Origin of the sequence: Anditalea andensis (genome assembly GCF_000714815.1) — a bacterium.
GTDB classification, from domain to species: domain Bacteria; phylum Bacteroidota; class Bacteroidia; order Cytophagales; family Cyclobacteriaceae; genus Anditalea; species Anditalea andensis.
Genome location: NZ_JMIH01000037.1, coordinates 1 through 22,886 on the forward strand (window position 1 = coordinate 1; position 22,886 = coordinate 22,886).

Sequence of the window (22,886 nt, forward strand, 5' to 3'; positions counted from 1 at the left end):
CGGCCAAAACAAATCCGTATTACATTTTTTTACCGGGGGCTTCACCCCCGGCTACGATATTACGCCCCGATGGGGCTGTAGGGGAACAGCTGTTTTTACCAAAACAGGGATGACATATGCCATACCGCTCAGCACCTTAACGACAAGTATTTATCCGTTAATTTTGGTAATATTATTAAAGGGATAAGTAGACATATTGTTCCAAAATATCATTACCTTTAAGGGCATAGTAAAATTTAATACCAAATAATTACGTTACCGGTTGTCGATAGGAAGGGAGATTAATCAATTGTTTAACAAAGGGCGTAATATCATTCTACTTTTATAATAAATCCCAATCTATCCATAGTTTACCAAAGGGACAGGAGCTTTCATCCATAGTCGCTTGGTAAATATGCAATTGAAAAGCCAAATTTTTGGTGTTATTTACAGGGTAATTGCCGTTCATTGAAAAATGGATAAACAATTCAATCATACACCAGTATGTCAAAAACTATCTACATAGGCAATGTTGTCTGGCTTCACAGGGTGAAGTACCTATCTCCCTTATTTAAATTGCTAGCATGAATTATCTGGTATTCATTGGCCCGCATGTATTCTATGGAACCAATGGTATCCTGGAAGTCCAGCTTGGTGGCTATTTCACTCCAATGCTTCGGTTATACCATACTGTAGGTGATCATAACAAATGGACGGGCTTAACGGTAGATGCTTATATTAAAGATAAAAATGGCCATATTACCGTTAAACTCCTCGGCAGTCAGCCTGTATACCGTGATGCTCGGATAAGGGTATCAGCTGACTGTAAAAAAACGAAGGTATCGAATAAGGACGGCAGCCTGATATTTAAAATCGAACAACTGGATGTAGACCTCCCCCATATATTGGAATCTCCCCGGATCCAAAAAATGCTTCAAGCATTTCCACCCCACATGTTCCATTTTATAACGGCCTCTCTTAAAACCATCTTCATAGATGCCGTCCTGCAGCTCACAGGGGAATTCACACTGGGGGTACATCAGGTGCGGATAGGTGAAGATTTTTCGGTGATCGGAGGGGAGGCTACCCATGGCGGTCTGATAATGGGGATCGGCAGCATTAAATTGGGGAAAGATGGGTTTGCGATGTAAGTGAGAGGAACGGCGTTCCCGTTTCCCCTCCCGTACCCTCTATACGCCGTCCCCACGAATCCCATATCCATCACCCTACAGGGGTCAAACCTTTCAATAGCCATGGGGAGCCACCCATGGGAAACAGGGATTCGTCTTCCCCACGACCCTACAGGGGTCGAACTTACCTACTTTAACCATCGGCACCACAGCGGTCAACTCCCTCAGCATCGGTTTGATTGGTGGATAATTCCCCCAAAAACAAAAAAAAGCCACGGGGACGAATCCCGTGGCTTTTAAAATATGGGTACCGCTGATGGCTAAGCGGTCACTACAGTGCTTTGAAGTTTTGCCGGAGGCACCACTTTGCCGATGGTAAAGGTTCTGAAACCTAGTTGCTGAAGCTTAGCATGATCCAGGAAATTTCTGCCGTCAAATAACTGCCCGGGCTTGAGCATGTTGCTATAGATGATATCCGGTTTCACTTGGGAAAAATTAAAGTATTACAAAGAGTATAGATAAAATTTTGTATTTTAATGCCATCTCTACATTATTGATACTAGCAGCTTCCTGTCAGGTAGTTGCTGATAAAACCTAATAAGCCTTATCCTCCCCTAATACAGCATTTTTAATCGTAGAAAAGATGATCTTAAGGTCCAGCAAGACCGACCAGTTCTCCAGGTAAAATATGTCCATGCGGGTCCTGTTGATGATATCGGCTGGTTTTTCTATTTCCCCCCGGTACCCCCTGATTTGGGCCAGGCCGGTGATGCCCGGTAGACCAAAATGCCTGACCAGGTATTTGTCCACAGACTGTTCATAGAGCGTAGTCTGCGCTTCCATATGGGGGCGTGGACCTACCACACTCATGTCCCCCAGAAATACATTGAAAAACTGGGGCAATTCGTCTATACTGGTTTTTCTGAGGATTTTCCCGATCCTGGTGATCCGCTTGTCGCCTTTGGTGGTCATCTTGCTGTCCGCATCCTTATTTACCGTCATGGACCTGAATTTATAGCACCAGAAAGGTTCCTTATTATAGCCATGTCTGAGCTGTTTGAAAAACAAAGGTCCTCTGGATTCCAGTTTGATCAGGACAAAAAGCAGGGGCGTAAGCCAGGATAGTACTCCTATGATGACCAGAGAAGAGAAAAAGATGTCAAAAGCCCGTTTGGTGATCTGGGCCACTTCAGTGTCCAGGGGCAGCATGCGCAGGTTGAGCACGGGTATGGTATTGTACAGCTCCACGCTCATGGCGCTGGTAAATATTTCCTTGTTGTCCGGGATGATTTTGATTTTCTTCATGTTGTTATCCGCAAAGTTGATCAGGTCCTGAAGTTCGGACCTCTCCAACTGGGAAGCCATGCAGTAAATCTGATCTATACCTTCCTCCAGGATATAATCATAGGCATCATTCACGTTACCCAGGTAATGCTGATCATGAAACTTTAGGTTGTCAAAATAACCTTTATATCGGAACCCATATTCCGGTTTGTCAAAAACCCTTTTGATCTTTTCCAGGTTCTGGTCCTTTCCGATCACGACCACACTGGCTGAGTTGCCACCCTCCCGGCGATAGACTTCCCTGCCGTAGAAAAAGAACCAGCGGTAGACCGTCAGGATGACAAACAATAGCCCCATGACCTCCAACTGGTAAATAGGGTCAAATTCCACTTTAAAAAAGCTGAGAATCGTAAAGTAAGCCAGGATATAGATGATCACCTGCTGGAGGTAGCGGCTCACATTGTCCCAAAAGTTTTCCCTCCTTCCGGTCGGGTAAAAATTAAGGCCCACCGCCACTGCGAGCCAGGCTATACTGAACCACTCCACCCCGGGGATGATGAGGTAGGTTTCAGGGGTAAAGTAATACAAAGTCAGGTTGATGATCAATAAATGGATCACAATCGAAAAGGGAACAATTAAGATTGACTTTTTCATAATCCAAAGATATTTAGTGGTAAAAGAGATGTGTAAAGTACGAAGTCAGAAGACGGATGTACGTAAGTTATAATATACTGTCCTTATGTGATTCTAGATTAAAAAAATTTGGCTATTGGGTTTATGTGTTTTTCAGGTCTACCTGTAGTGGTTTTTTTTTGAACCCCTGCTTGGCATAGGTACGAAAGAGCAGGTAGAGAAAAGTATGGTTGGTGATGGCATATCTTTTAAACAGGCGCTTGGGTTCCTGTGTTAGTCTGAAGAGCCACTCCAGGGAGTTGCGCTGCATCCAGTCGGGGGCACGTTTCTGCATGCCGATCATGACGGGCAGTGATCCGCCTATGCCTACCATACAGGCATTAATCCTTCCTTTCATGGACGCCATCCATTTTTCCTGTTTGGGGCATCCGAGTGCTACAAATACAAAATGGGCTCCACTGGCATTGATACGGTCTATGATTTCCGTTTCTTCGGCAGCGGTCAGCGGTCTAAAAGGTGGGCTGTATACCCCGGCTATTTTCAGGCCCGGTAAGGTTTTCTTGCAGTATTTTTCTGTTTGGTACAGCATTTCTGCGGTACCCCCATAGAAAAAGACAGAAAGATCATGTTTCAATGAAGCATGGAGCAGATCCGGTAACAAGGTCATGCCTGCCACCCGGTCCTGCTGTACACCATAGATCAGGTTCATCCCTTTGGCTATGGGCATCCCGTCAGGTGTAATTACATCGGCTTGGTTGACAACTTTGGCAAAATCCTTATTTTTATAGGCTTCCACCAGCATGTGCACATTGGCCACACAGGTATAGGAAGAAGTCCTGTAGCTCGCTAGGCCCACTAGTCGATAAATAAAATCCTGATAGGATCCCATATCGATGTCTATGGCAATTAATTTTTTACGGGGAAATATCATATCACAAAATTTTAAGTGTGTAACACAATCAAATCAATTTGTATTTAAAAGGTCAATGAACAGAAGCATTGTTTTTAAGATAGCCCTTTGAGCTATAAAAAGCATTGCCTAATGTGCTCACTTGCGACAAGACCCGTTTTATTGATTTTGTCTGCCGAAATAATCAAATTTCACTTTATTAAAATCTTTATTTTTTAATAATTCTAGAGGCAAAAACTGATAAATATCCTCCACCCTTTCCATTTGGCTATTTGCTGGTAAGTTATATGTTTGACTAATGTCCAAGTTCCTATCTCCTCTATTAAATTGAGAAACTTTAAAAGTAAGCGTTCCGATAATGGTATTACTTCGCTCTTGAATATTATCTAAATCGTCAAATCCCTTAAGCCAAGGATATTTATTAGTATAAACATCACTGCCTATATCTACCGCCTTATATAACCTATCCCAATTAACTTTGTTGTCAAAATAAACATTTTTCCACTTTTCCACTGTCCAGGGAGTATTGGAAAAAGCCCTGTAGGTATCCGCAAAAATATTGTTGGTAAAAACATTATCTCCCCCTCCATGAATATGTACGGCTCCAAAAGGATTGGTACTGTGGCCACAATTATAGAAAATATTTCCATACACTTGGAAACCACTTGCACCGTCGTCAAAATAAAGCGCCGCAACTGCCTTACCAGTGTCAGTACCAATGTCTTCAAACAAATTATTTCGGATTAATGTCCCTGTAGAAGAAGGATCTCTACCAGTATATATGGCACCTGTATCATTAAATCCATTAGCCGCATTTCTAATGTGGTTATTTTCAATTAAATGATCATTACCATTAAATAATATGGCATGGCTGGTGGATGTATGCAAATAACAGTTGCTAATGCTATTCCCCACTCCACTTAGGCTTACGGCAGGAGCATAGCTTTTATATCTACGGCCAAAACCACTAATTTCCGCATGATTAATGCGGTTATGAGCAGGCTCCAGGGTCTTCCTATTTCCACCACTCAATATGATGGCAGTGGAACCAGTATCCTGAATAAGGACATTGTTGATATCCACCCTTTTACTTTGGTTTACCTTAATGGCTGAAACACCAATGTTTTGAAATTCAGAATAAGCTATAGTGATATCTTGACTATTAGTGATATTGAATACCGAGCCTCTGAATAAGGAAAAATCTAAACCAGAAATCAGGACATTGCTACACTTATTCAAATTGATCAAATTTTCTGCCTTATTGACTGTCACTTGAAATACGGCTTCCTCTATATGCGTTGAAGGCCAAACATATAAATCCCCTGTCTTTCTGTCCAAATACCATTCACCAGGCTGGTCCAATTCTTCGAGAATATTATAAAAATAAAAGCCTCTGACTTTTGCCGCACTTTGCAAAATACCGGTACTTTTATCCTTCTTCGTATAGATACCATAACTTGAAAAATCTTGGGGCAATACCTTTACCTTTCCAGCTTCCTTATCCGATAAAGAAACCGGTAAATTATCAAAAGCCCAGCCCACTGAAAAAAAACCGGAAACCCAAATATCATTAGAATTATTCCAATTTCTTTGAGAACCCGCATAAGTAAATACAGCATTCGATTGATCTGATTTTGTTTCCGTTTGATACACGGAATCTACCAGCAACAATTCCTTATTAGGCCATTGTGCCAATGGTAAAGCTTGATTGTTTTCAAACAATTCAAGAGAAGCAGCTGCTCTGATACTGCCAAAACCAGTTTTTTTAAGTTCTCCAAATTCAGTAATTCCCATAGAAACCAAATTTAAAGTGTAGACTTTTCCCTTAGCAACAATCGGCAATTTCCTATAATCTCCTCCTCTGGATAATTTTTTAAAGCAGGTGAGGGGAAGATTTCTCCCACCTACTAACTTCACGGTTTCATTTTGATAATTCTTTATTTCAAGATTAGTAATTTGATTTATCACCAAAGAATCTTGGATAAAATATGTTCCTTCCCGCAAATAAATGATTTTTGGTACTTCGCTATCTGGTAAAGATGCTATTGCTTTTGCTAAAGTATGAAAAGGCATTTCTTTAGAACCAGTATAATTGTCCGATCCATTGATTGAAACAAAAAAAACATCCTTGGAAGATTGGCCTATTGAACATAAACCAATGGAGAGATTTCCTAACCATAGAGATAATAAGAGAAAATATACCTTACATTTTATAATATTCATATTATGATATCAATCAGATTTTGAATATTATTACCGATCATTTCAATTTGAAAATACATTTTGAATGATTTTTTCAAATTGAATTAAATTAGATTTCTCACTATAATAATCATTAAAATACTGCTTAGATTTAAGATAAACTTCATGCTTGTCTTCTAAATTCATCTCATTCCAAAGATCTAACATATCGAGAAGTGATTTTACATCACCTACTTCAAAAAGAAATCCATTATTTCCACTTTCAATCATAGACATCATTGCACCAATATTGCTCGCTATAACAGGAGTACCCATAGCGAGTGCTTCTATTATGGTCATAGGCATTCCTTCATACCAGACAGAGGGGAAAACAATGGCGGAACATTTGGCCATCTCCAATAAAACTCCATTTTTATCCAGTGGACCAATGTAAATAATATTGTGGGAAGATTTGGCGGCAACTTGTACCATTTCCTTTAAAGGTCCCTCTCCGACTATTTTTATAACATACTTTGATCCAATAAAAGCATCCAGGATTACTTTAATACCTTTTTCTTCTGTAAGCCTGCCTACAAATAGAAAATCAGTACTCCGCTCAAAAATACCAACACATTCATTTTTCAAAAGAAAATTTGGTTTAACAACTAATTTCTCCTCAAAAACAGAAAATGAAGATTCTATAAAAATATTTCTTGCAAAATCGGTCAATAACAAATATCGACTTACCATATTCCAAGTACCTATGACCTTATGAAACCAAATTATAAAGGCTAGCCAAAATGTTTGTAAAATGGAATTTCGATATACACCAGAAAAAACCGCCCTAAACGGAAAATCTACCTTTAAACTCTCGGTATAAATGCTACCGTTATGAAAGAGGATACCAGAAGGACATAACAATCTAAAATTATGCAAAGTCAAAATAATCGGTATTTTCTTTTTGTGGATAGCCCTTATGATCAAAGGTCCAGATGCAAAATGCCAATTATGAATATGAACCAAATCAGGTTTGAACTCATTCAATTTCCTTATTAATTTCTGCGTAGCACTTATATTCCAAATAGAACCAGCAAATTGAAATAATCCTTTAATTCCTGTTGAATTAAAGAATTTCATTTTTTCAACTGTATATTTTTCCTTAAGAAGTTGGTATTCTTGTTCAAATACTGCATCTTCTCCTCCCTTCTGTGAATAAAAAGTATGAATGATTAATATTCTCACCTCTATATTGAAGATAAACTTTTTGATAATACATCAAAATGCCCATAACTCTTATCGACATTTTGATTATTAGGTGAAAATTCCAAAAAATTCATATCAAAAGAAAGAATTTTTTTCACTACAGCTTCCGGGTCACTTTCAATCCATTCAACCTTTCCATATTCCTTTAAGAATTCTTTTGCCTTTTGGGGACCATTGTAACTAATAAAAGGAATGTTATAGGATAATGCTGTCACACCTACATGTAATTTTGAAGAAATTACAAGATCACTAGTTGAAAGAAAATTTATGGCATCAGTTAATTTGGCATATTTAAAAGAACTATCTGCAAGCACATATTCATAACTTCCAAATTCTTTCTTTGATTCAGCATGTGAGGAGAAAGAAAAAACCTCAAACTTATCAAAAATCTCATACTTTTTAAATGTCTCTATTAAAGGAGTCGCATTCTTGTTTTTAAGATTTAAGATAATACGCTTTTTCGTTCCTTTGGCTTCAATAGATTTAGGAAAGAACTTATATGTACTTAATACAACATCGGGCAAATAGGTGAATATATCAGGTTGGACTAATTCTAAATCAGATTTTAGCCTAACTGTTCCATTCACAGTATATTTAGAAGTGAATAAAGTCTTTTTAAATATATTGTTCAAATCAGCAGAATTAGCTCCACCAATAGAAACTGGTATAATTCTTTTGTTGTATTTTTTTAAAGCTTTCAATAACTTAAAGAATGAATATTCAAATTGAAATTCCGTTTTCTTCAATAAAAACTTTAGTAAAGAATTATTTACTAGCATACCCCCCCCCCCTATAATAACTACATCACATTTTCTTACAAAATCATCAATGTTGTTAGTAGAATTGGCCTTTAATTCTTCTTTTAAATATGATGAAGCATTATAGATTATTATATCATACTTTTTGTTTTTTAAAAACTTAAAAAACATCGCAGCCATAAGATCATCGCCAAAATTTCCTTTATCATAAAGTCCCCATATTCCTATAGTCATTATACAAGTGATTTAATTTTATTAATAATATATTGTTTAAAACTGTAATTTTTATAAAACAATGTTGAAATTGCTTTGTCCTCTTCTATAACTGAGTTAAACTTGAAAGTGGTATTTTCAGATTGATCTAGCTCGTCATTATAATAAAAATTAGATTTTGTATGAGTAGCATCTATGCCAAATCCAATATTTAGAACCTTACTTTTTACTGGATATATGGAATATAATTTATTTTTAAATTGATGCAATAAAAACCGAATAGCCCAAGAATTAATTTTGCCATTTTTTTGTTTTAATAGCATAGGTAAAAGATTAAAACCTAAGGTGTAAAACTTATAAACTTCAAACGGAGAATTAAATAGAGGATTTTTATTAATTAGTTCCCAATCAACTCTTTGCCATCTATCTTTCCAAGTTGCCCACCCCCACGATGTACTTCTTAAAGCACTAAATGAATCATAAGAATACAAAACGGGTACTGCAATTTTAGGAGAATATCCAGAAATTGATAAAACATTCGAATTATTAGAATAATAATCTAAAGATTCATTCATGTAATATAAAAAATTTAAACTTAAAATTAAATCGTCCTCTAAAACTATAACTCGATCATTATATTCTAATACTTTTGAAATACCTGAAATAATAGATCTAGCTAAACCCATATTAACACTAGCTTCAAATATCTTAATAGATTTAAAATATTTAATAGATTTTAAATATTCTCTCACTTCTGAAACTAAAACAGAATCATTAAAATTTTTACCAGCATCAGAAAAAACATAAACATTAAGATTATTTGAACCATAACATTTATTAAGTGATTCAATAGTTCTATTTAATGAATCTAATCGATTATATGAAAAAATAACTACTGGAGCAAAAGCCATATAAAATTAGTTTTTGTTTATACTGTTTTTTATAAGAGAAGAAAAAGTAATGAGATAAAATGGATACATTACAGTTTCATAAATGAAAACATTATCAGTTTGCATTAATATTAATAATAAAATAAAGCATGAAAAAGATAATGAATTAAAAGAAAGATACTTAGTCATTACAAAACACCAGACACAAAATAATATTGGACCAAATTCTAGAAATAACCTATAAAAATCATTATGAAAAGGAGTTTCCAAATTAACAAAATAATATAATATATTTTCTACATATCCTAGTCCAAACCCAACAAAGTAATTATCACTATCCTTTAAAGCATAAAAAAAATCAGAAATCCGATTTAATCTACCCATAAAAAATAAATTAGGACTAATACCAGTCATTTCCTGTATAACGTCATCATATTCACCAAAAAAAAGTAAGGTCCACAAATTAGCCGCAATAAATAGGATAACAGTAAAAAATGCAGCAAACAAATTTCTATTATTACGTATTAATAAATTAAAAACAGGATAAATATAAAAAACTATAATCGATAATAAAACTCCACCCATAGCAATTCGCTTTCCACCTAGAACAACCAAGAATAAAGACAATAAAAATAAATTATATCTTTTATGAAATAAAAAATACAATGAGAAGAATCCAAAAATTAAAGAAAGACCACTTTCTGTTTCGGATTCAGAATTGGTTAAATCAGTACCAGAAATAGCACCTATTATCGCATCCAAAGTTACGCCTAATTTTATTAACGTAATAATATACAAAAAGACAAAAGCCCAAAACAAATAATTAATTATCTTTAATAGTGATTCTTTATTTACTTTTTTCGATATGACATAAGATCCAATTAATGGGGAAATCAAAAAAATAATATTAACAAAATTTCTATAAGTAAATCCTATAGAATAATATAGACTATTTGTTATAATAGTAATTATAATAATTATAGCAAATAATACAATCAGTTTTAAAGAAAATATATCAACAATAAACTTAAATTTATCATGTTTATTTTCATTATGAATATGAAACACCAATGGAGCAAGTAACATAGGAGTTAAGAACCTAAAATATTTAATAGGTCCTAAACCAATAATTGTAGAAAGTGTCCCAATTAATAAAAATAGTAGTGCAAAAAGACATAATTTGTAATAAAAATTTTCTTTGGTTACAATCATTACAATAAATTTAATGAAATATTATTTTAAAATAATTTTAAAAAATAGTAATAAATATAATTAGCCAATTAATAACCTTTTTAATGATTTTTTTTGTTCATTTGAGAACCTTTTATCAAACAAAACCCATGGATACCAAGTTATTGCCTGCACTAATATAAAAACCAAATAGTACAATTTATTATAGTGCTTTTTTATATATATTAGATTTCCTTTCTGAAGCAGGTATATAGTATTATAAGATAATTTCTTGGATTTACTATCCCGGCTACCACCTTCTAAGTGGATTATTTTAGGTTTTCTTATTAATAGTCTTTTTAATCCAATATTAGCAATTCTTTTTTGAAATTCAACCTCTTCACCATATAAGAAAAAATCAGGGTCGAATCCTTCTAAATCTCTATACAAAATTAAAGGCATAAACATATCTGCTCCCAAAACAACATCAACTTCAAAGACTTCATCCAAAGGCATTTTACTGGTTTTATGAGAGATATGAAATAATTTATTAATAAATTTATTTAAAGCTAATTTAATAGATCTAGAAATAGATTTAAAATATGTATAGGACATGCCTTCCTCATAATAAATATCGGATAATACACATCCTAATACACCTATGTTTCCATTTAAATTATCTTCAAAATAGTCATAAAAATGTTTCACTGCATTATTAACTAAAATAGTGTCTGAATTTAATAGAAAAACATATTTTCCATTAGCATGTTCAACTCCTAAATTATTACCTTTACCAAATCCTAAATTAACTTGACTAGGAATAAATTTAATCCTTAAATCATTGGAAAATAATTCAATAGAGCCATCTATTGATGCATTATCAACCACTATAATCTCATAAGTTACATCATAAGTTTTATCTATGATGCTTTCAATACAATTGAGAGTTAATTCCTTAGTATTATAATTTATTATTATAATAGAAACATCTACAAAATTAATCATATTTAAATATTTGTAATGTACATATTAGTGTTAACCATAGTTGAAAGAGCGCTGATTAACTTTACCTAATGATAGGTTATAGACATTAATTATACCGTTAACATTATTTTCAATAGTATATAAATCCGCAATTACTCTTTGGGAAGCTAAAATATTTAAATAATAATATTCAATCCCATTATTAACAACATTTTTTAAGCAGTTTGTCAATTGGTTCTCTCCTGAATAGCGCAGGCCTATTTCAGTATCCACTATTTCAAACCCTTTATCAAACTGCTCTTTTGTTCCTCCTGTATTATTGCCAATAACAAGACAACCATTAGCCATAGCTTCTACCGTTACTAATCCGAAAGCTTCAAATTTTGATGGTACTATTAAAGCGGTAGCATGATACATTAAATCATTTATATCGTTTCTTTCTCCAAGAAATTGAACCCTTGATGCCAAATTAAATTTATTAAGAATTTTAGTAAGTTCAGCTTTAGTTGAAATTTGGAATTTACCACATAATTTAAGAATAAAATTTTGATTATATTTTGAAAAATTGATAAAGCTATATATTAATTCATAAATGCCTTTTTGCTCAGATAATCTACCTACAAATAAAAAATAATCCTGTTTATCATTTGTAAATCTAATATTATCTTTATTTAAAATTCCATCATAAATTATAAAAGAATTTTTCGTTTTAATTAAATCATGATGATAATAAATGGTTGATGTAATTGCTATACAATAATTTAAATTATCTAGAACTTTCTTTTGGAAATTGTTTCTTCCAAAAAGTGGTTTCACCCCAAAATCTAAATCTTGAAATTCTCTAAAATGCCAAACATGAGGTATATTTAAAGTTTTAGCAACTCGATAACCTATCTGATAACAACTGGTATTTGAATGTATTAGATCTACATTACTAGATTTTGCAATTGATTTAATTTTTAAAACCGCTATAGGATTAAAAATTAATCTAATAAGATACTGATAAAAATATCTATGAATATTTCGTATATTAGTCCATTTGGGTACCAAGTCAAAATCATACATCAGCTCAATATAATGTATGTAAAGTTTATCAAGACTTTTAGCTAATCCATTTTTTGAATTTTTATTAACTATTACTAATGGATTTATATTATGTTTATCTCGTGCTCGTTTTAAAAATGAAAGTAGTGCTACATCTGATCCTCCATTACCAACTGTAATATATAAAACATTCATACTAATGAGTCTTTATGTAAAGAACATTTCAACCATTTGCTAGAACTTTCTATTAAAGCCTGCAGCTTTTCATATATCCCTGTGTAATTTATTTTATCCAAAACAGGAAGTTTATCACCTTCTAAGTATCTTTCTTGTATCCCTAATAAACTAAGTAACGTAATAGTTCGCTGAGCATTTTTTCCCATTCCTAACGCTACAAATTGCTTTTCGAATAAAATTGAAAATGAAGCACCATGAAACGAAGTTGTAACTATATAGTCAGCATTCCAAATAAGTGATAAAAAATATTCAGGAGTGGCAGTTTGAATATACTTATTACCAAAAGCAAATGGATTGACAATTCCTGTTATTATCTTAATTTCCAAACCCAATTTTAATGCAATTTCTTTAGCTACCTTTTTAGAAGCTTCAGAATAATTTAAATCATAGACCAGTACATACTTTTTCGTTACTAATTTAGGCAGATTTTCAAATAGACTAAACCATTGTTCTTTTTTTAGCAGAAATACAGGATCAAGAACTAAATTTACTTGAAAACCTAATTCCTTGACAATTTCCTGTAAATTAATTTCTCTTACAGAAATACTATTTAAATTTGTTATTAATTTTTTTAAAGTATTCTTATCCTCATCAATTAAATCAATTACTCCCATACTAGCAGCATAAGATATTTTCTTAACATCCCCACCTTTAGGAAATGCACCAAAGTAAACTGGATCAAACCCTTTGAATAAACGTGAATTATATTTTTTCCATATTTGATCACTTCCATATACTATAACATCATAGTTATTATTAATTTCTTCTGGAAGGATATATTTAATATTATTCTCTAAGCCAAGCTTATTTATCATAAAATCCTTGTATCCGAATCTTCTTTTATGTATTCTACTATAACCTAAGCTAAGGCCTAGTAAATATTTAATCTTTGCAGGCAATGATTTTACTTTTAAAGCTACAGGTGAAAAAAATTTATATGATTCCTGGTGATATATTGGCCAATAATCTATTATTTCTACATCATGACCTTCCAATTTCAAAAATCTTTTAGTGGCATAAGCTTGAAATAATGCCCCATAATTATATGCTCGACTATATGTTAATATTCCTATTTTCATAAATTTATAAAGTAAAATATTTAAGAAACCCTTTTTTTTATTAATTAAAAATTTTGTTAGTTTTATTTACCTCATTTCGTTTAGAAGCTGCAATTTTGAATTTCTCTGGTGGTATTCCACATGCTACCATTGCTATAAAAACTTCATTATTTTTAATATTGCAAATTTTTCTAAGCTGTTTTTCTTTTTCTGGAATTGTACTGCAATTCAAAATACAAGCCGCTATTTTTTGATAATGTATAGCATACAATATGTTCATGGCATACATTCCTCCGTCTACAAAGGCTTGATTTCTTTCCCCTATTCCGGTATAAACACTCATATCAGCAGTTATCACCAACAATTTATTTGTTAAATGTCCAAAACCCCGATTTCCACCTTGTAATAAAAGAATTTCTTCAATCTGTTCTTTATTAGTATATATATATGTTCTTGTGGTTTGCCTATTACAGGCAGAGGGAGTATTTCTAGCTAAATTTAGAGCTTCTACAAGATTATCCATAGCCACATCTTCATTCGTCCAACTTCTTACGCTAGAACGAGAGTTAGAAAAATCTGGAAAAGGTGCATTCACACTTTTAAAATATTCTTCTTTAGTAGTAACTCTTTGTTGAGCAGGGGTAACACTTTGAACTTTTGATTTGATAGTTTGAATTGAAGTTATAACTGCTGGGTTTAAATTAAACTCTTGCGTATTATGTACCTCTTCATATTCAAAAATTACAGCTAATGCATGCTGCAACTGCTCATCATCCAATCCGTAAAGAGATATATAGCGATTACAATTTTTACAAAGAGAGATTAATCTATCTGCTCCAAACCCCAACCTAAATTCTGGCATTATTAATCCTTTTTCAATAGCATGGTATTCCCTGACTATCAAACTAATTAGTTTAGTCGGTGAATCAAGATTTTTAAGATCTGATGCATTGTAATAGATTTCAAAATCATATTTCTGGGCCTTCTTTAATCTTATACCATTTGTTCTTTGATTAATACTTTTTACAACCGAAGGAGGAAGTAATTTTTTAATAAGATTTTTAAGCATATTGATTTTTTATTTTTAAACGAGTTCTTGCTTTGTTCATTAATTGATCCACTAAAACCTTCTCATCTAAACAAAGGCCTGTAAAATAAATGAGTAAAAGAAATACAATGCCAGATGAAATTCCAGTAAGCAAAAATCTAAAAGGGAAATTTAAATAATTAACTATTATCCAACATGTAAATACGGAAACTGAAACAGGTATAATTTCTTTTATAAAAACTCTTTGTATATAAAGTATAATATCCAATCCTGCCAATATTCTTAGGAAAAATAGCCTTGCTGTAGAGGCCACTATCTCTATTAGGATAAAAGTATATATTACCCAGTGAGGTGGAAAACCTTGATTTAATACTAAATATGCTAAAGGTAAATTAAGCAGTAGAATAGTTCCCACTAAAGATTGATAAAATTTAATTTTACCAGTGGCCTGTGCCGCAGATTGCAAACCAACGGTTAATTGATTGGCCATAGCTGATACCAACATCAATGAACAAAATAAAATCGTATAATCCGGAATGTTTATTAACCAAAGCTCCAGAATTACTTGCATTTCGAAAATACAGGGTATAGCAAAAAGAGCCATTAAAAAAAAACCAAATTTACTTGCCATCATTGATAATCTCAACATTCTTTGCCTATCATTAGCACCCTCACTTTTCATAATCTGAGGATTCAATGCTCTTAATAATGTAGCTGAAAAGAAACTCAATTGTGCAGAAACCTGATTTGCTATCCCATAGGCCGAATTAATAATTACACCATAAAAAAGATTTAATATAATGGCTGTTCCTTGATTACGACTTACAATACATAATGCTCCGAACAAATTCCAACCGGCAAATGAACTTAAATCTTTTAATAAGGGCTTATCTATGGTGAAAACTTTACTCAAATCACATTCAGGATATCTTTTTAAACAATATAGAGCATAAAGAAAGAAACTTACTAAACTTATTCCTGCTGTTAGAAAGCCAAAGTATATTAGCCTATCTCCTGAAATATACAAAACATATATAGCGATTGCCAATTTAAGAAGAGCCTCTATAATATTGACTATTGCTACCCATAGCATGTTTTCATTTGCTATTAAAGATCCACTGAAAGGTACCGCTACGACTGTAAAAAATACGGTTAATGACATAAAATGATAGATAGTTTTAGCAGCAATGACTCTCTCAGGGGGGATATTCAAAAATCCATCAAAAAAAAATAGGCCCCCTACTTCCAATCCTAAAACGATTACTATACCAATCATTATATGAAGTGCCAAAGAATTTGAAAAAACTTTTTTTTGCATTTCCAAATCATTCTGACCTTGATGAAAGGAAAGGTATCGCTGGGTGGAAGTGGCCATTGCCGAATTTAAAAATGATAGCATGATGATGATACCAGCTATTAAGTTGAATATACCATAATCAGTATCCCCCAAGGCATCTAGCACTAATCTGGTAGAATACAGGGTAATACCCATAGTAATCACCATCCTTGCGTATAGTATTGCGGTATTTAATGCTACTCTATTTGATGCTTGCATAAAATTACTGAATCGAATTAAAAAGTCTAGACATTTTTATAATCTCTATATACCATAAAATCGTTTTATTTATTCCTGTTTCAAAATTCTCCTCCGCTTTCCATCCCATTTGCTCCTCCAATTTATTAGCATCAATGGCATAGCGCCTGTCATGGCCAGCACGGTCCTCTACAAAAATGATCTGATCTAAGTAACTGCCCCTGGCCTTTGGCTGTAGGTCATCCAACAGTTCACAAATCACCTTGGCAATATAATTATTGTTGCGTTCATTCCTGCCGCCAATGTTATAGACTTCCCCTGCCTTGCCTTTATCATAGGCTAAGGCAATGCCCTTACAGTGATCCAATACATACAACCAGTCCCGTATATTTTTACCGTCACCATAAATAGGAATATTCTCTCCATTAAGCGCCTTTCGGATGATGGTCGGAATCAGTTTCTCATCATGTTGCTTTGGCCCATAATTGTTTGAGCAATTGGTAATCAACGTATTCAAACCATAAGTATGGTGATAACTCCTTACGACCATATCTGATGCCGCCTTGCTGGCACTGTAGGGTGAATTGGGGGCATAGGGCGTTTCTTCTGTAAATAGCCCGGTTTCTCCCAATGAACCGTACACCTCATCGGTAGAAACATGTAAAAACCGACATCCTTCATATCCTGGCTTATACTGAAAAGGCTTATCCATCCAGCATTTATAAGACACGTCAACCAAGGTAAAAGTGCCTTTGACATTGGTTTCTATAAACACCCCCGGATTTTTGATGGAGTTGTCCACATGTGACTCCGCCGCAAAATGGATGACCCCAACAATCTTATGCTCCTCAAAAATTTTTTCTACTAGAATACGGTCACATATATCCCCATGAACAAAGGTATAGCGCTCATGGCCATTTACTTCTTCCAAATTGTCCAAGTTTCCGGCATAGGTCAATAAATCAAGGTTGACCAAGCTTAACTCCGGATATGCCTCTAAAAAATAGGGCACAAAATTGGACCCTATAAAGCCCGCCCCCCCGTTACTAAAATTGTTTTATTATTTGTCATTCCAATCTCTATCAAATTTATCTACTCAATTTATCAATCAATCTCAATTCTCCCCGTACAACAAACCAAACTGTCCTTTTTATAAGGAATTTCTATACCAATCCCTTATTTCAGAACCCAACTGGCCCTTAGACCCCGCGACGAGTATAATCATATGTATATTTTTTTCAAAGGCCATAACTTGTCCCGTGACGAAGGAAACAGGATGGAATCTCGCATCTATTATATTCATACCAGAGTGTGACGCTTACCGTCATGCTCGATTTCATCATCATAAAGGTTTTGGTGATAATCAAAAGCTTCCGCATCCTGAAATGCCGGTTGGTTACGGTCTTTATCGGAAAGGACTATATTTTCGGGTGATAGCCTCCAATCAATATTGACATACTGGTCACTAAAAATAAAGCCCCTGTCGTATTTTGGCGCATAATAATTATCACATTTATAAGCAAAGGTCGCCGTCTCCGAAAGAACCACAAATCCATGTGCAAAACCTCGAGGAACAAACAATTGCTGTTTGTTTTCAAAACTTAATTCTACCGAAACATATTGGCCATAGTAAGGAGAACCTTTCCGCATATCCACTGCCACATCGAGCACGCATCCTTCCTGCACACGGACCAGTTTGGATTGGGTATAAGGAGGTAGCTGATAATGCAAGCCCCTCAGCACTCCGAAAGAAGACCGGGACTCATTATCCTGGCAAAAATTCACCTGATACCCTAGAAAATCTTCTAATGCATCCTTTCTAAAAGTCTCACTAAAGTATCCTCTATGATCCCCAAAAACTTTTGGTTTACAGATTACCACATCCGGGATATCCGTTCTTATAAATTCCATTTATACTAAATTTTTATCTGCCCTTTTTAATAAATACTGTCCGTAGCCATTTTTCTTCAAGGGAAGGGCCAATTCAATAAGTTCCTCCCTGCTGATATAGCCCTTTTCAAATGCTATCTCTTCCAGACAGGCCACTTTCAATCCCTGTCTGTTTTCTATGGTCTGAATAAAATTGGCCGCTTCGAGCATGGATTCATGTGTTCCTGTATCCAGCCAAGCATAGCCCCTGCCCATTAATTCTACCTTCAGGCTTCCGGATTTGAGATACACTTCATTCACGGTTGTAATCTCCAATTCACCCCTTGGACTGGGTTTTACTTTTTTGGCCACCTCTACCACACTGTTCGGATAAAAATATAAGCCTACCACGGCATAGTTGCTTTTGGGCGTCAAAGGTTTCTCTTCAATACTGGTCACATTGCCTTCGGTATCGAACTCTGCCACCCCATAGCGCTCCGGATCATTTACATAATAGCCGAAAACCGTAGCTTTGTTATTTTCTTCCACATTTTTGACCGATTGCTGGAGCAAATCTGTGAGACCGTGTCCATAAAAAATATTGTCTCCTAATACTAAACAGACATCATCTTGTCCAATAAATTCCTCTCCTAAAATAAATGCCTGTGCCAGACCATCAGGACTGGGTTGTACTGTATATTCAAACCTCATCCCCAGTTCTGCACCATCACCCAATAGTTTTTCAAAATGGGGCAGATCATGTGGAGTCGATATGATCAGCACTTCCTTTATCCCCGCCAGCATTAAAACAGAGAGGGGATAGTAGATCATGGGCTTATCGTAAATACTTAAAAGTTGTTTAGAAACCCCTTTTGTAATAGGGTAAAGACGGGTACCGGATCCACCTGCTAGTATTATACCTTTCATAGTTACTATTAAAATTAGAATATCGTTGCTTTGATCAGGTGAATAGCGCGTTTATAAACAAAACCCAAAATATTGTATTGCCATATCCTTTTTTATTATTGAATAAAGGATCAAACTATCAATGATTTACAAGATGGATAGTTTTTGTATTTACTCAAAATAATTAAGTACCTGGTATCCACCAGCTTTTAAGTGCTGGTCTTTCTGTACCAGCTTTATATCACTTTGCATCATGTCCGTTACCAATCCTTCCAGATCATATTCGGGCACCCAGCCCAGTTGCGTTTTCGATTTGGTGGGATCACCTAATAATAGGTCGACCTCAGTAGGACGGAAATAGGCCGGGTCTATCTTGATAATGGCAGTATTTAAACGCTGTAGGATGTCCGGATGAATGGCTTCTCCGGTAGCCGCCTGGTACATTTCCTGATCAATGGAATCCAAGACCCCTACCTCATCCACTCCCTGTCCTTCCCAGCGGATCTTAAATCCTACGTGTTCAAATGCCATGATGATAAAATCCCTTACCTTGGTGGTTTTACCCGTAGCGATAACAAAATCTTCCGGCTTTTCCTGCTGAAGGATCAAATACATGGCCCTCACATAATCCTTAGCATGCCCCCAATCCCGTAATGCCTCCAGGTTACCTAAGTACAGGCAGTCCTGCATGCCCAGGGCAATAGCAGCCGTGGCCATGGTAATCTTACGCGTCACGAAGGTCTCGCCTCTTCTGGGAGACTCATGGTTAAACAGGATCCCGTTACAGGCAAACATGCCGTAGGCCTCCCTATAATTTTTGGTGATCCAGAATCCATAGATCTTTGCCGCTCCGTAGGGTGAGCGGGGATAGAAAGGTGAGCTTTCATCATAAAAGCCTTTTGCATTTTTATTCTCTTCCATACCGCCATACAGCTCTGAAGTAGAAGCCTGGTAGATCCTGGTTTTCTTTTCCATTCCTAAAATCCGTACTGCTTCCAGTATTCTTAATGTACCTATTCCATCCACATTGGCTACATACTCTGGAGAATCAAAAGATACCTTTACATGGGACATGGCACCCAGGTTATATATCTCATCCGGCTGCACTTCCTGTATGATGCGGATGATGTTGGCAGAATCTGTCAGGTCACCGTAGTGCAGTTTAAAGTTCACCCGGTGCTCATGCAGGTCCTGATACAGGTGGTCTACCCGCTGGGTATTAAAAGAGGAAGCCCTACGCTTGATCCCATGGACCATATAGCCTTTTTCCAATAAAAGTTCTGCTAAGTAGGAACCGTCCTGTCCAGTGATTCCGGTGATTAATGCGACTTTTTGTTTCATGATAATGGATGCCTGGCGGCGGTTAAGGGGCCTATGGCCCGGTTATAGGTTAAGTGCCTACGGCGGTTAACCTTACAGACGATGACTGGTTTCGTATGGCCTGCGGTGGTTAAACCTTACGGCGGATAATTGTTTAGTTGGGAGTGGCTGCCGGTTTAGCTGGCCCCGAGGAACCTTTAACCGTCCAAGCGGTATTGAACCATGCAAAGCACCTTAATTGCGATAGCGTATTTTACCAGAGCACCTGCGCCCTCAACGTACCAATGAAACGTTATTTTTTTGCAGGGACTCATAGAGCCCTTTTACTTTTTGGGAGGCCGATTTGGAGACGACCAAAAAAGCATCATCTGTGGTTACCAATATGCAGTCCTTTACCCCTACGAAGGAAATGTGTTTGGTAGAGCCAATCTGCATGTTGCCATTTTCATCCACCGGATAGCCAGATGCCTTAAGATAATCATAGACGGCCTCAAAACTGCCCATATCGCTCCAGTCAAATTCGGCACCCACTACTTTTATTTTATCACTCCGCTCCATCACGGCAAAATCTACACTGATGGAAGGAATCTCCATGGAGAGATCAAGGGCCAGATTTCCATCTATGGCCCTCTCCCAGGCATGGCTCGCGGCCAAATATACTTTGGGTTCAAATTTTTGCAGTTCTTCCAGAAAAACTTTTGCCTGAAAACAGAACATGCCACTGTTCCATAAAAACCCTTCTGATAGGAGGAACTGTTTGGCTGTTTTCAAATCCGGTTTTTCTCTGAATGCAATGACTTTTTCTGCTTCATGCTGAATATAACCATAGCCTGTTTCAGGTCTGGTAGGCTTGATCCCAAATGTGACAATGGCCCCTTCTGCTGCAAGCTCGATGGCCCTCTTGATGGCCGCTTCATAGGCAGCTCCCTCCCTGATGATATGGTCTGCCGGGGTGACCAGCAGGATATCATCTGGATCTGCAGCAAAGGCGGCAAAGGCGATGGCCGGGGCAGTGTTTCTTGGAGTAGCCTCTACGATATTGGTAAACGCCTTTACCTCCAGTTTTTCCAGTATGGAAAGGGAGAGTTGCTGGTTGTCTGTGTTGCCCACTACGATGAGATTATCGGTAAAAGGGGCATTTCTACTGACAGCGAGTTCAAAAAGCGATTGCCCACCAAAGACCTCTAGGTACTGTTTTGGGCTGGACTGACGGGAAAGGGGCCACAACCTGCTACCTACTCCTCCTGAAAGTAAAACGTGTTTGATCATTTGTTTCGTGGGGCCCTATGGGGCCGGTTAAGGGTTAAAAGTGCCTTCGGCGGATAAAAGATTACTCATCTGATGTTCACTGTCCCTAGGATTTATCCCCTTTAGAAGCGCATTTGACCAAAACTCTTTTCGATGTTTGCCTGATGGGGATAAGGTACATTTAACCGGGATTTCACCGCTCATCATACAGCTTCGCCGGGTCGGTCACAGGGTGACTTAGCGGATTGGAAACGGCGGTGCCTGGTTTACTCTAGGCAGGTAGTAAAATTTTGGGTTATTGTATTATTGCGGGTTTACTGATGGTCAAATATGGAAATGAATCACGAAAAATACAATACCCCATTCGAGGTATGTTTCGGTGATTTTTTTATAAACTATGTATCGCTATACAATTTGGCAACAAAATAATACTAAATAATAAACAATAAATAATTCATTTTATTCTGTATAGCAAAATATGGTATAAAAGATGCTTTTTTATATCCATTAAATATTTCTAAAAAATGTTATATAAAATGAAGAAAACCAACCTACTTTTTGAAAAAATGTTTAAAATTAATGTAAAATTAATTTTAAAAAGAGATTATTTGAAGTAAATGGATACAGATGAGTGTCCAAAATACCCCTGTACCTGGCGCAGCATTCAGTTCCAGACCATAGGTGAAGTCATAAATGTCATATGTAAAGAAAAAAATGTCAAAGGTTACATGAATTAACAAAAACATTAGTTATCGCTTTTAAAATTTGATGGATGTATAAAACGTATTTATTATTCGAGGAAGAATACATATAAGTGAGGCATACCATTTTATCCATCACTTTAACCGCATCATGTACAGGGGATTATATCAGGATACTTTAAAAAGGGACCAAACTCACAAATTTGAGGATCAATATATGATATAGGTAAACAAGAGGTTAAAATTGGTAAAAATGATTATATAAACTGTCTTTATATAGGTATACTTTCGGTGCAAAAATCATGGTTTAGTACCATATGATCATCGGTTATGAATAAGTGATGTACTTCCCATGCCGGGTTATCAAAGGCTCCAAAACGGAAGTGTACGGGGTAACGGAGGGAGCGGAAGGTAAAACGGGTACCCCCATATGGCGTATTGGTGGTTATGGGGATGGTCCTAGAGGGTAAGTTCGACCCCTCCGGGGTCGTGGGGAGGGTGAATACCTGTTTCCCATGGGTGGCTA

At 35.7% G+C, this 22,886-nt stretch carries 22 protein-coding genes; 2 read left to right on the forward strand and 20 right to left on the reverse strand.

Annotated features, from left to right (window positions below; genetic code table 11):
• Positions 1 to 187: hypothetical protein (locus EL17_RS23950; protein WP_205623604.1), on the forward strand; the 187-nt coding region annotated here is incomplete at its 5' end.
• A 376-nt stretch (positions 188 to 563) separates the two neighbouring features.
• Positions 564 to 1,130, forward strand: coding sequence for a hypothetical protein (locus tag EL17_RS21115; RefSeq protein ID WP_035079229.1), 567 nt, complete (start codon positions 564 to 566; stop codon positions 1,128 to 1,130).
• A gap of 299 nt (positions 1,131 to 1,429) precedes the next feature.
• Here EL17_RS21115 and EL17_RS23695 read toward each other — a convergent pair whose 3' ends face one another.
• The 20 genes from EL17_RS23695 to EL17_RS23960 form a co-directional block, all read right to left on the reverse strand.
• A complete protein-coding gene (locus tag EL17_RS23695; RefSeq protein WP_164675205.1) occupies positions 1,430 to 1,594 on the reverse strand; it encodes a hypothetical protein in 165 nt (54 codons plus the stop codon).
• Between the two features lie 109 nt (positions 1,595 to 1,703).
• Positions 1,704 to 3,047, reverse strand: a complete 1,344-nt coding sequence (locus EL17_RS21120; RefSeq protein WP_035079231.1) for an exopolysaccharide biosynthesis polyprenyl glycosylphosphotransferase — start codon at positions 3,045 to 3,047, stop codon at positions 1,704 to 1,706.
• 121 nt (positions 3,048 to 3,168) lie between these two features.
• Complete coding sequence (locus tag EL17_RS21125; protein WP_035079234.1) at positions 3,169 to 3,957, reverse strand: WecB/TagA/CpsF family glycosyltransferase; 789 nt, start codon at positions 3,955 to 3,957, stop codon at positions 3,169 to 3,171.
• Between the two features lie 138 nt (positions 3,958 to 4,095).
• Complete coding sequence (locus EL17_RS21130) at positions 4,096 to 6,159, reverse strand: right-handed parallel beta-helix repeat-containing protein (RefSeq protein WP_035079237.1); 2,064 nt, start codon at positions 6,157 to 6,159, stop codon at positions 4,096 to 4,098.
• A gap of 42 nt (positions 6,160 to 6,201) precedes the next feature.
• Positions 6,202 to 7,359: a glycosyltransferase gene (locus EL17_RS21135; protein WP_035079240.1), complete on the reverse strand. Its 1,158-nt coding sequence runs from the start codon at positions 7,357 to 7,359 to the stop codon at positions 6,202 to 6,204.
• A gap of 2 nt (positions 7,360 to 7,361) precedes the next feature.
• The gene (locus EL17_RS21140; protein WP_035079243.1) at positions 7,362 to 8,372 is read right to left on the reverse strand and encodes a polysaccharide pyruvyl transferase family protein; all 1,011 of its coding nucleotides are present in this window, start codon (positions 8,370 to 8,372) and stop codon (positions 7,362 to 7,364) included.
• Entirely contained in the window at positions 8,372 to 9,262 is an 891-nt protein-coding gene (locus EL17_RS21145) for a glycosyltransferase (RefSeq protein WP_035079246.1), read from the reverse strand. The genes EL17_RS21140 and EL17_RS21145 overlap by 1 nt, the downstream gene beginning before the upstream one ends.
• Positions 9,263 to 9,268: 6 nt before the next feature.
• Positions 9,269 to 10,453 carry a hypothetical protein gene (locus tag EL17_RS21150; RefSeq protein ID WP_035079249.1) on the reverse strand — a complete coding sequence of 395 codons (1,185 nt, stop codon included), beginning with the start codon at positions 10,451 to 10,453 and terminating at the stop codon, positions 9,269 to 9,271.
• A gap of 60 nt (positions 10,454 to 10,513) precedes the next feature.
• Positions 10,514 to 11,416 (reverse strand): glycosyltransferase family 2 protein, encoded by a 903-nt coding sequence (locus EL17_RS21155; protein WP_035079252.1) that lies wholly within the window; start codon positions 11,414 to 11,416, stop codon positions 10,514 to 10,516.
• A gap of 30 nt (positions 11,417 to 11,446) precedes the next feature.
• Positions 11,447 to 12,634 carry a glycosyltransferase gene (locus EL17_RS21160; protein WP_051720294.1) on the reverse strand — a complete coding sequence of 396 codons (1,188 nt, stop codon included), beginning with the start codon at positions 12,632 to 12,634 and terminating at the stop codon, positions 11,447 to 11,449.
• Positions 12,631 to 13,755 carry a polysaccharide pyruvyl transferase family protein gene (locus EL17_RS21165; RefSeq protein ID WP_035079255.1) on the reverse strand — a complete coding sequence of 375 codons (1,125 nt, stop codon included), beginning with the start codon at positions 13,753 to 13,755 and terminating at the stop codon, positions 12,631 to 12,633. Before EL17_RS21165 ends, EL17_RS21160 begins: the two co-directional genes overlap by 4 nt.
• A 40-nt stretch (positions 13,756 to 13,795) precedes the next feature.
• Positions 13,796 to 14,803, reverse strand: coding sequence for a nitroreductase family protein (locus EL17_RS21170; RefSeq protein WP_035079258.1), 1,008 nt, complete (start codon positions 14,801 to 14,803; stop codon positions 13,796 to 13,798).
• Positions 14,796 to 16,337, reverse strand: coding sequence for an MATE family efflux transporter (locus EL17_RS21175; RefSeq protein WP_035079260.1), 1,542 nt, complete (start codon positions 16,335 to 16,337; stop codon positions 14,796 to 14,798). Before EL17_RS21175 ends, EL17_RS21170 begins: the two co-directional genes overlap by 8 nt.
• 4 nt (positions 16,338 to 16,341) lie before the next feature.
• Positions 16,342 to 17,328, reverse strand: coding sequence for a dTDP-glucose 4,6-dehydratase (rfbB, locus tag EL17_RS21180; RefSeq protein WP_240486044.1), 987 nt, complete (start codon positions 17,326 to 17,328; stop codon positions 16,342 to 16,344).
• 287 nt (positions 17,329 to 17,615) lie between these two features.
• On the reverse strand, positions 17,616 to 18,227 hold the full coding sequence (gene rfbC, locus EL17_RS21185) for a dTDP-4-dehydrorhamnose 3,5-epimerase (protein WP_051720296.1): 612 nt from the start codon (positions 18,225 to 18,227) through the stop codon (positions 17,616 to 17,618).
• Positions 18,228 to 19,112 carry a glucose-1-phosphate thymidylyltransferase RfbA gene (gene rfbA, locus EL17_RS21190; protein ID WP_035079263.1) on the reverse strand — a complete coding sequence of 295 codons (885 nt, stop codon included), beginning with the start codon at positions 19,110 to 19,112 and terminating at the stop codon, positions 18,228 to 18,230.
• A gap of 150 nt (positions 19,113 to 19,262) precedes the next feature.
• The gene (gene gmd / locus EL17_RS21195) at positions 19,263 to 20,432 is read right to left on the reverse strand and encodes a GDP-mannose 4,6-dehydratase (RefSeq protein WP_035079266.1); all 1,170 of its coding nucleotides are present in this window, start codon (positions 20,430 to 20,432) and stop codon (positions 19,263 to 19,265) included.
• 252 nt (positions 20,433 to 20,684) lie between these two features.
• Positions 20,685 to 21,680, reverse strand: coding sequence for a mannose-1-phosphate guanylyltransferase (locus tag EL17_RS21200; RefSeq protein ID WP_035079268.1), 996 nt, complete (start codon positions 21,678 to 21,680; stop codon positions 20,685 to 20,687).
• 572 nt (positions 21,681 to 22,252) lie between these two features.
• Complete coding sequence (locus EL17_RS23955; RefSeq protein ID WP_205623605.1) at positions 22,253 to 22,405, reverse strand: hypothetical protein; 153 nt, start codon at positions 22,403 to 22,405, stop codon at positions 22,253 to 22,255.
• Positions 22,406 to 22,632: 227 nt separating this feature from the next.
• Positions 22,633 to 22,886, reverse strand: a 254-nt coding sequence (locus EL17_RS23960; RefSeq protein WP_205623606.1) for a hypothetical protein, incomplete at its 5' end; no start/stop codon positions are given.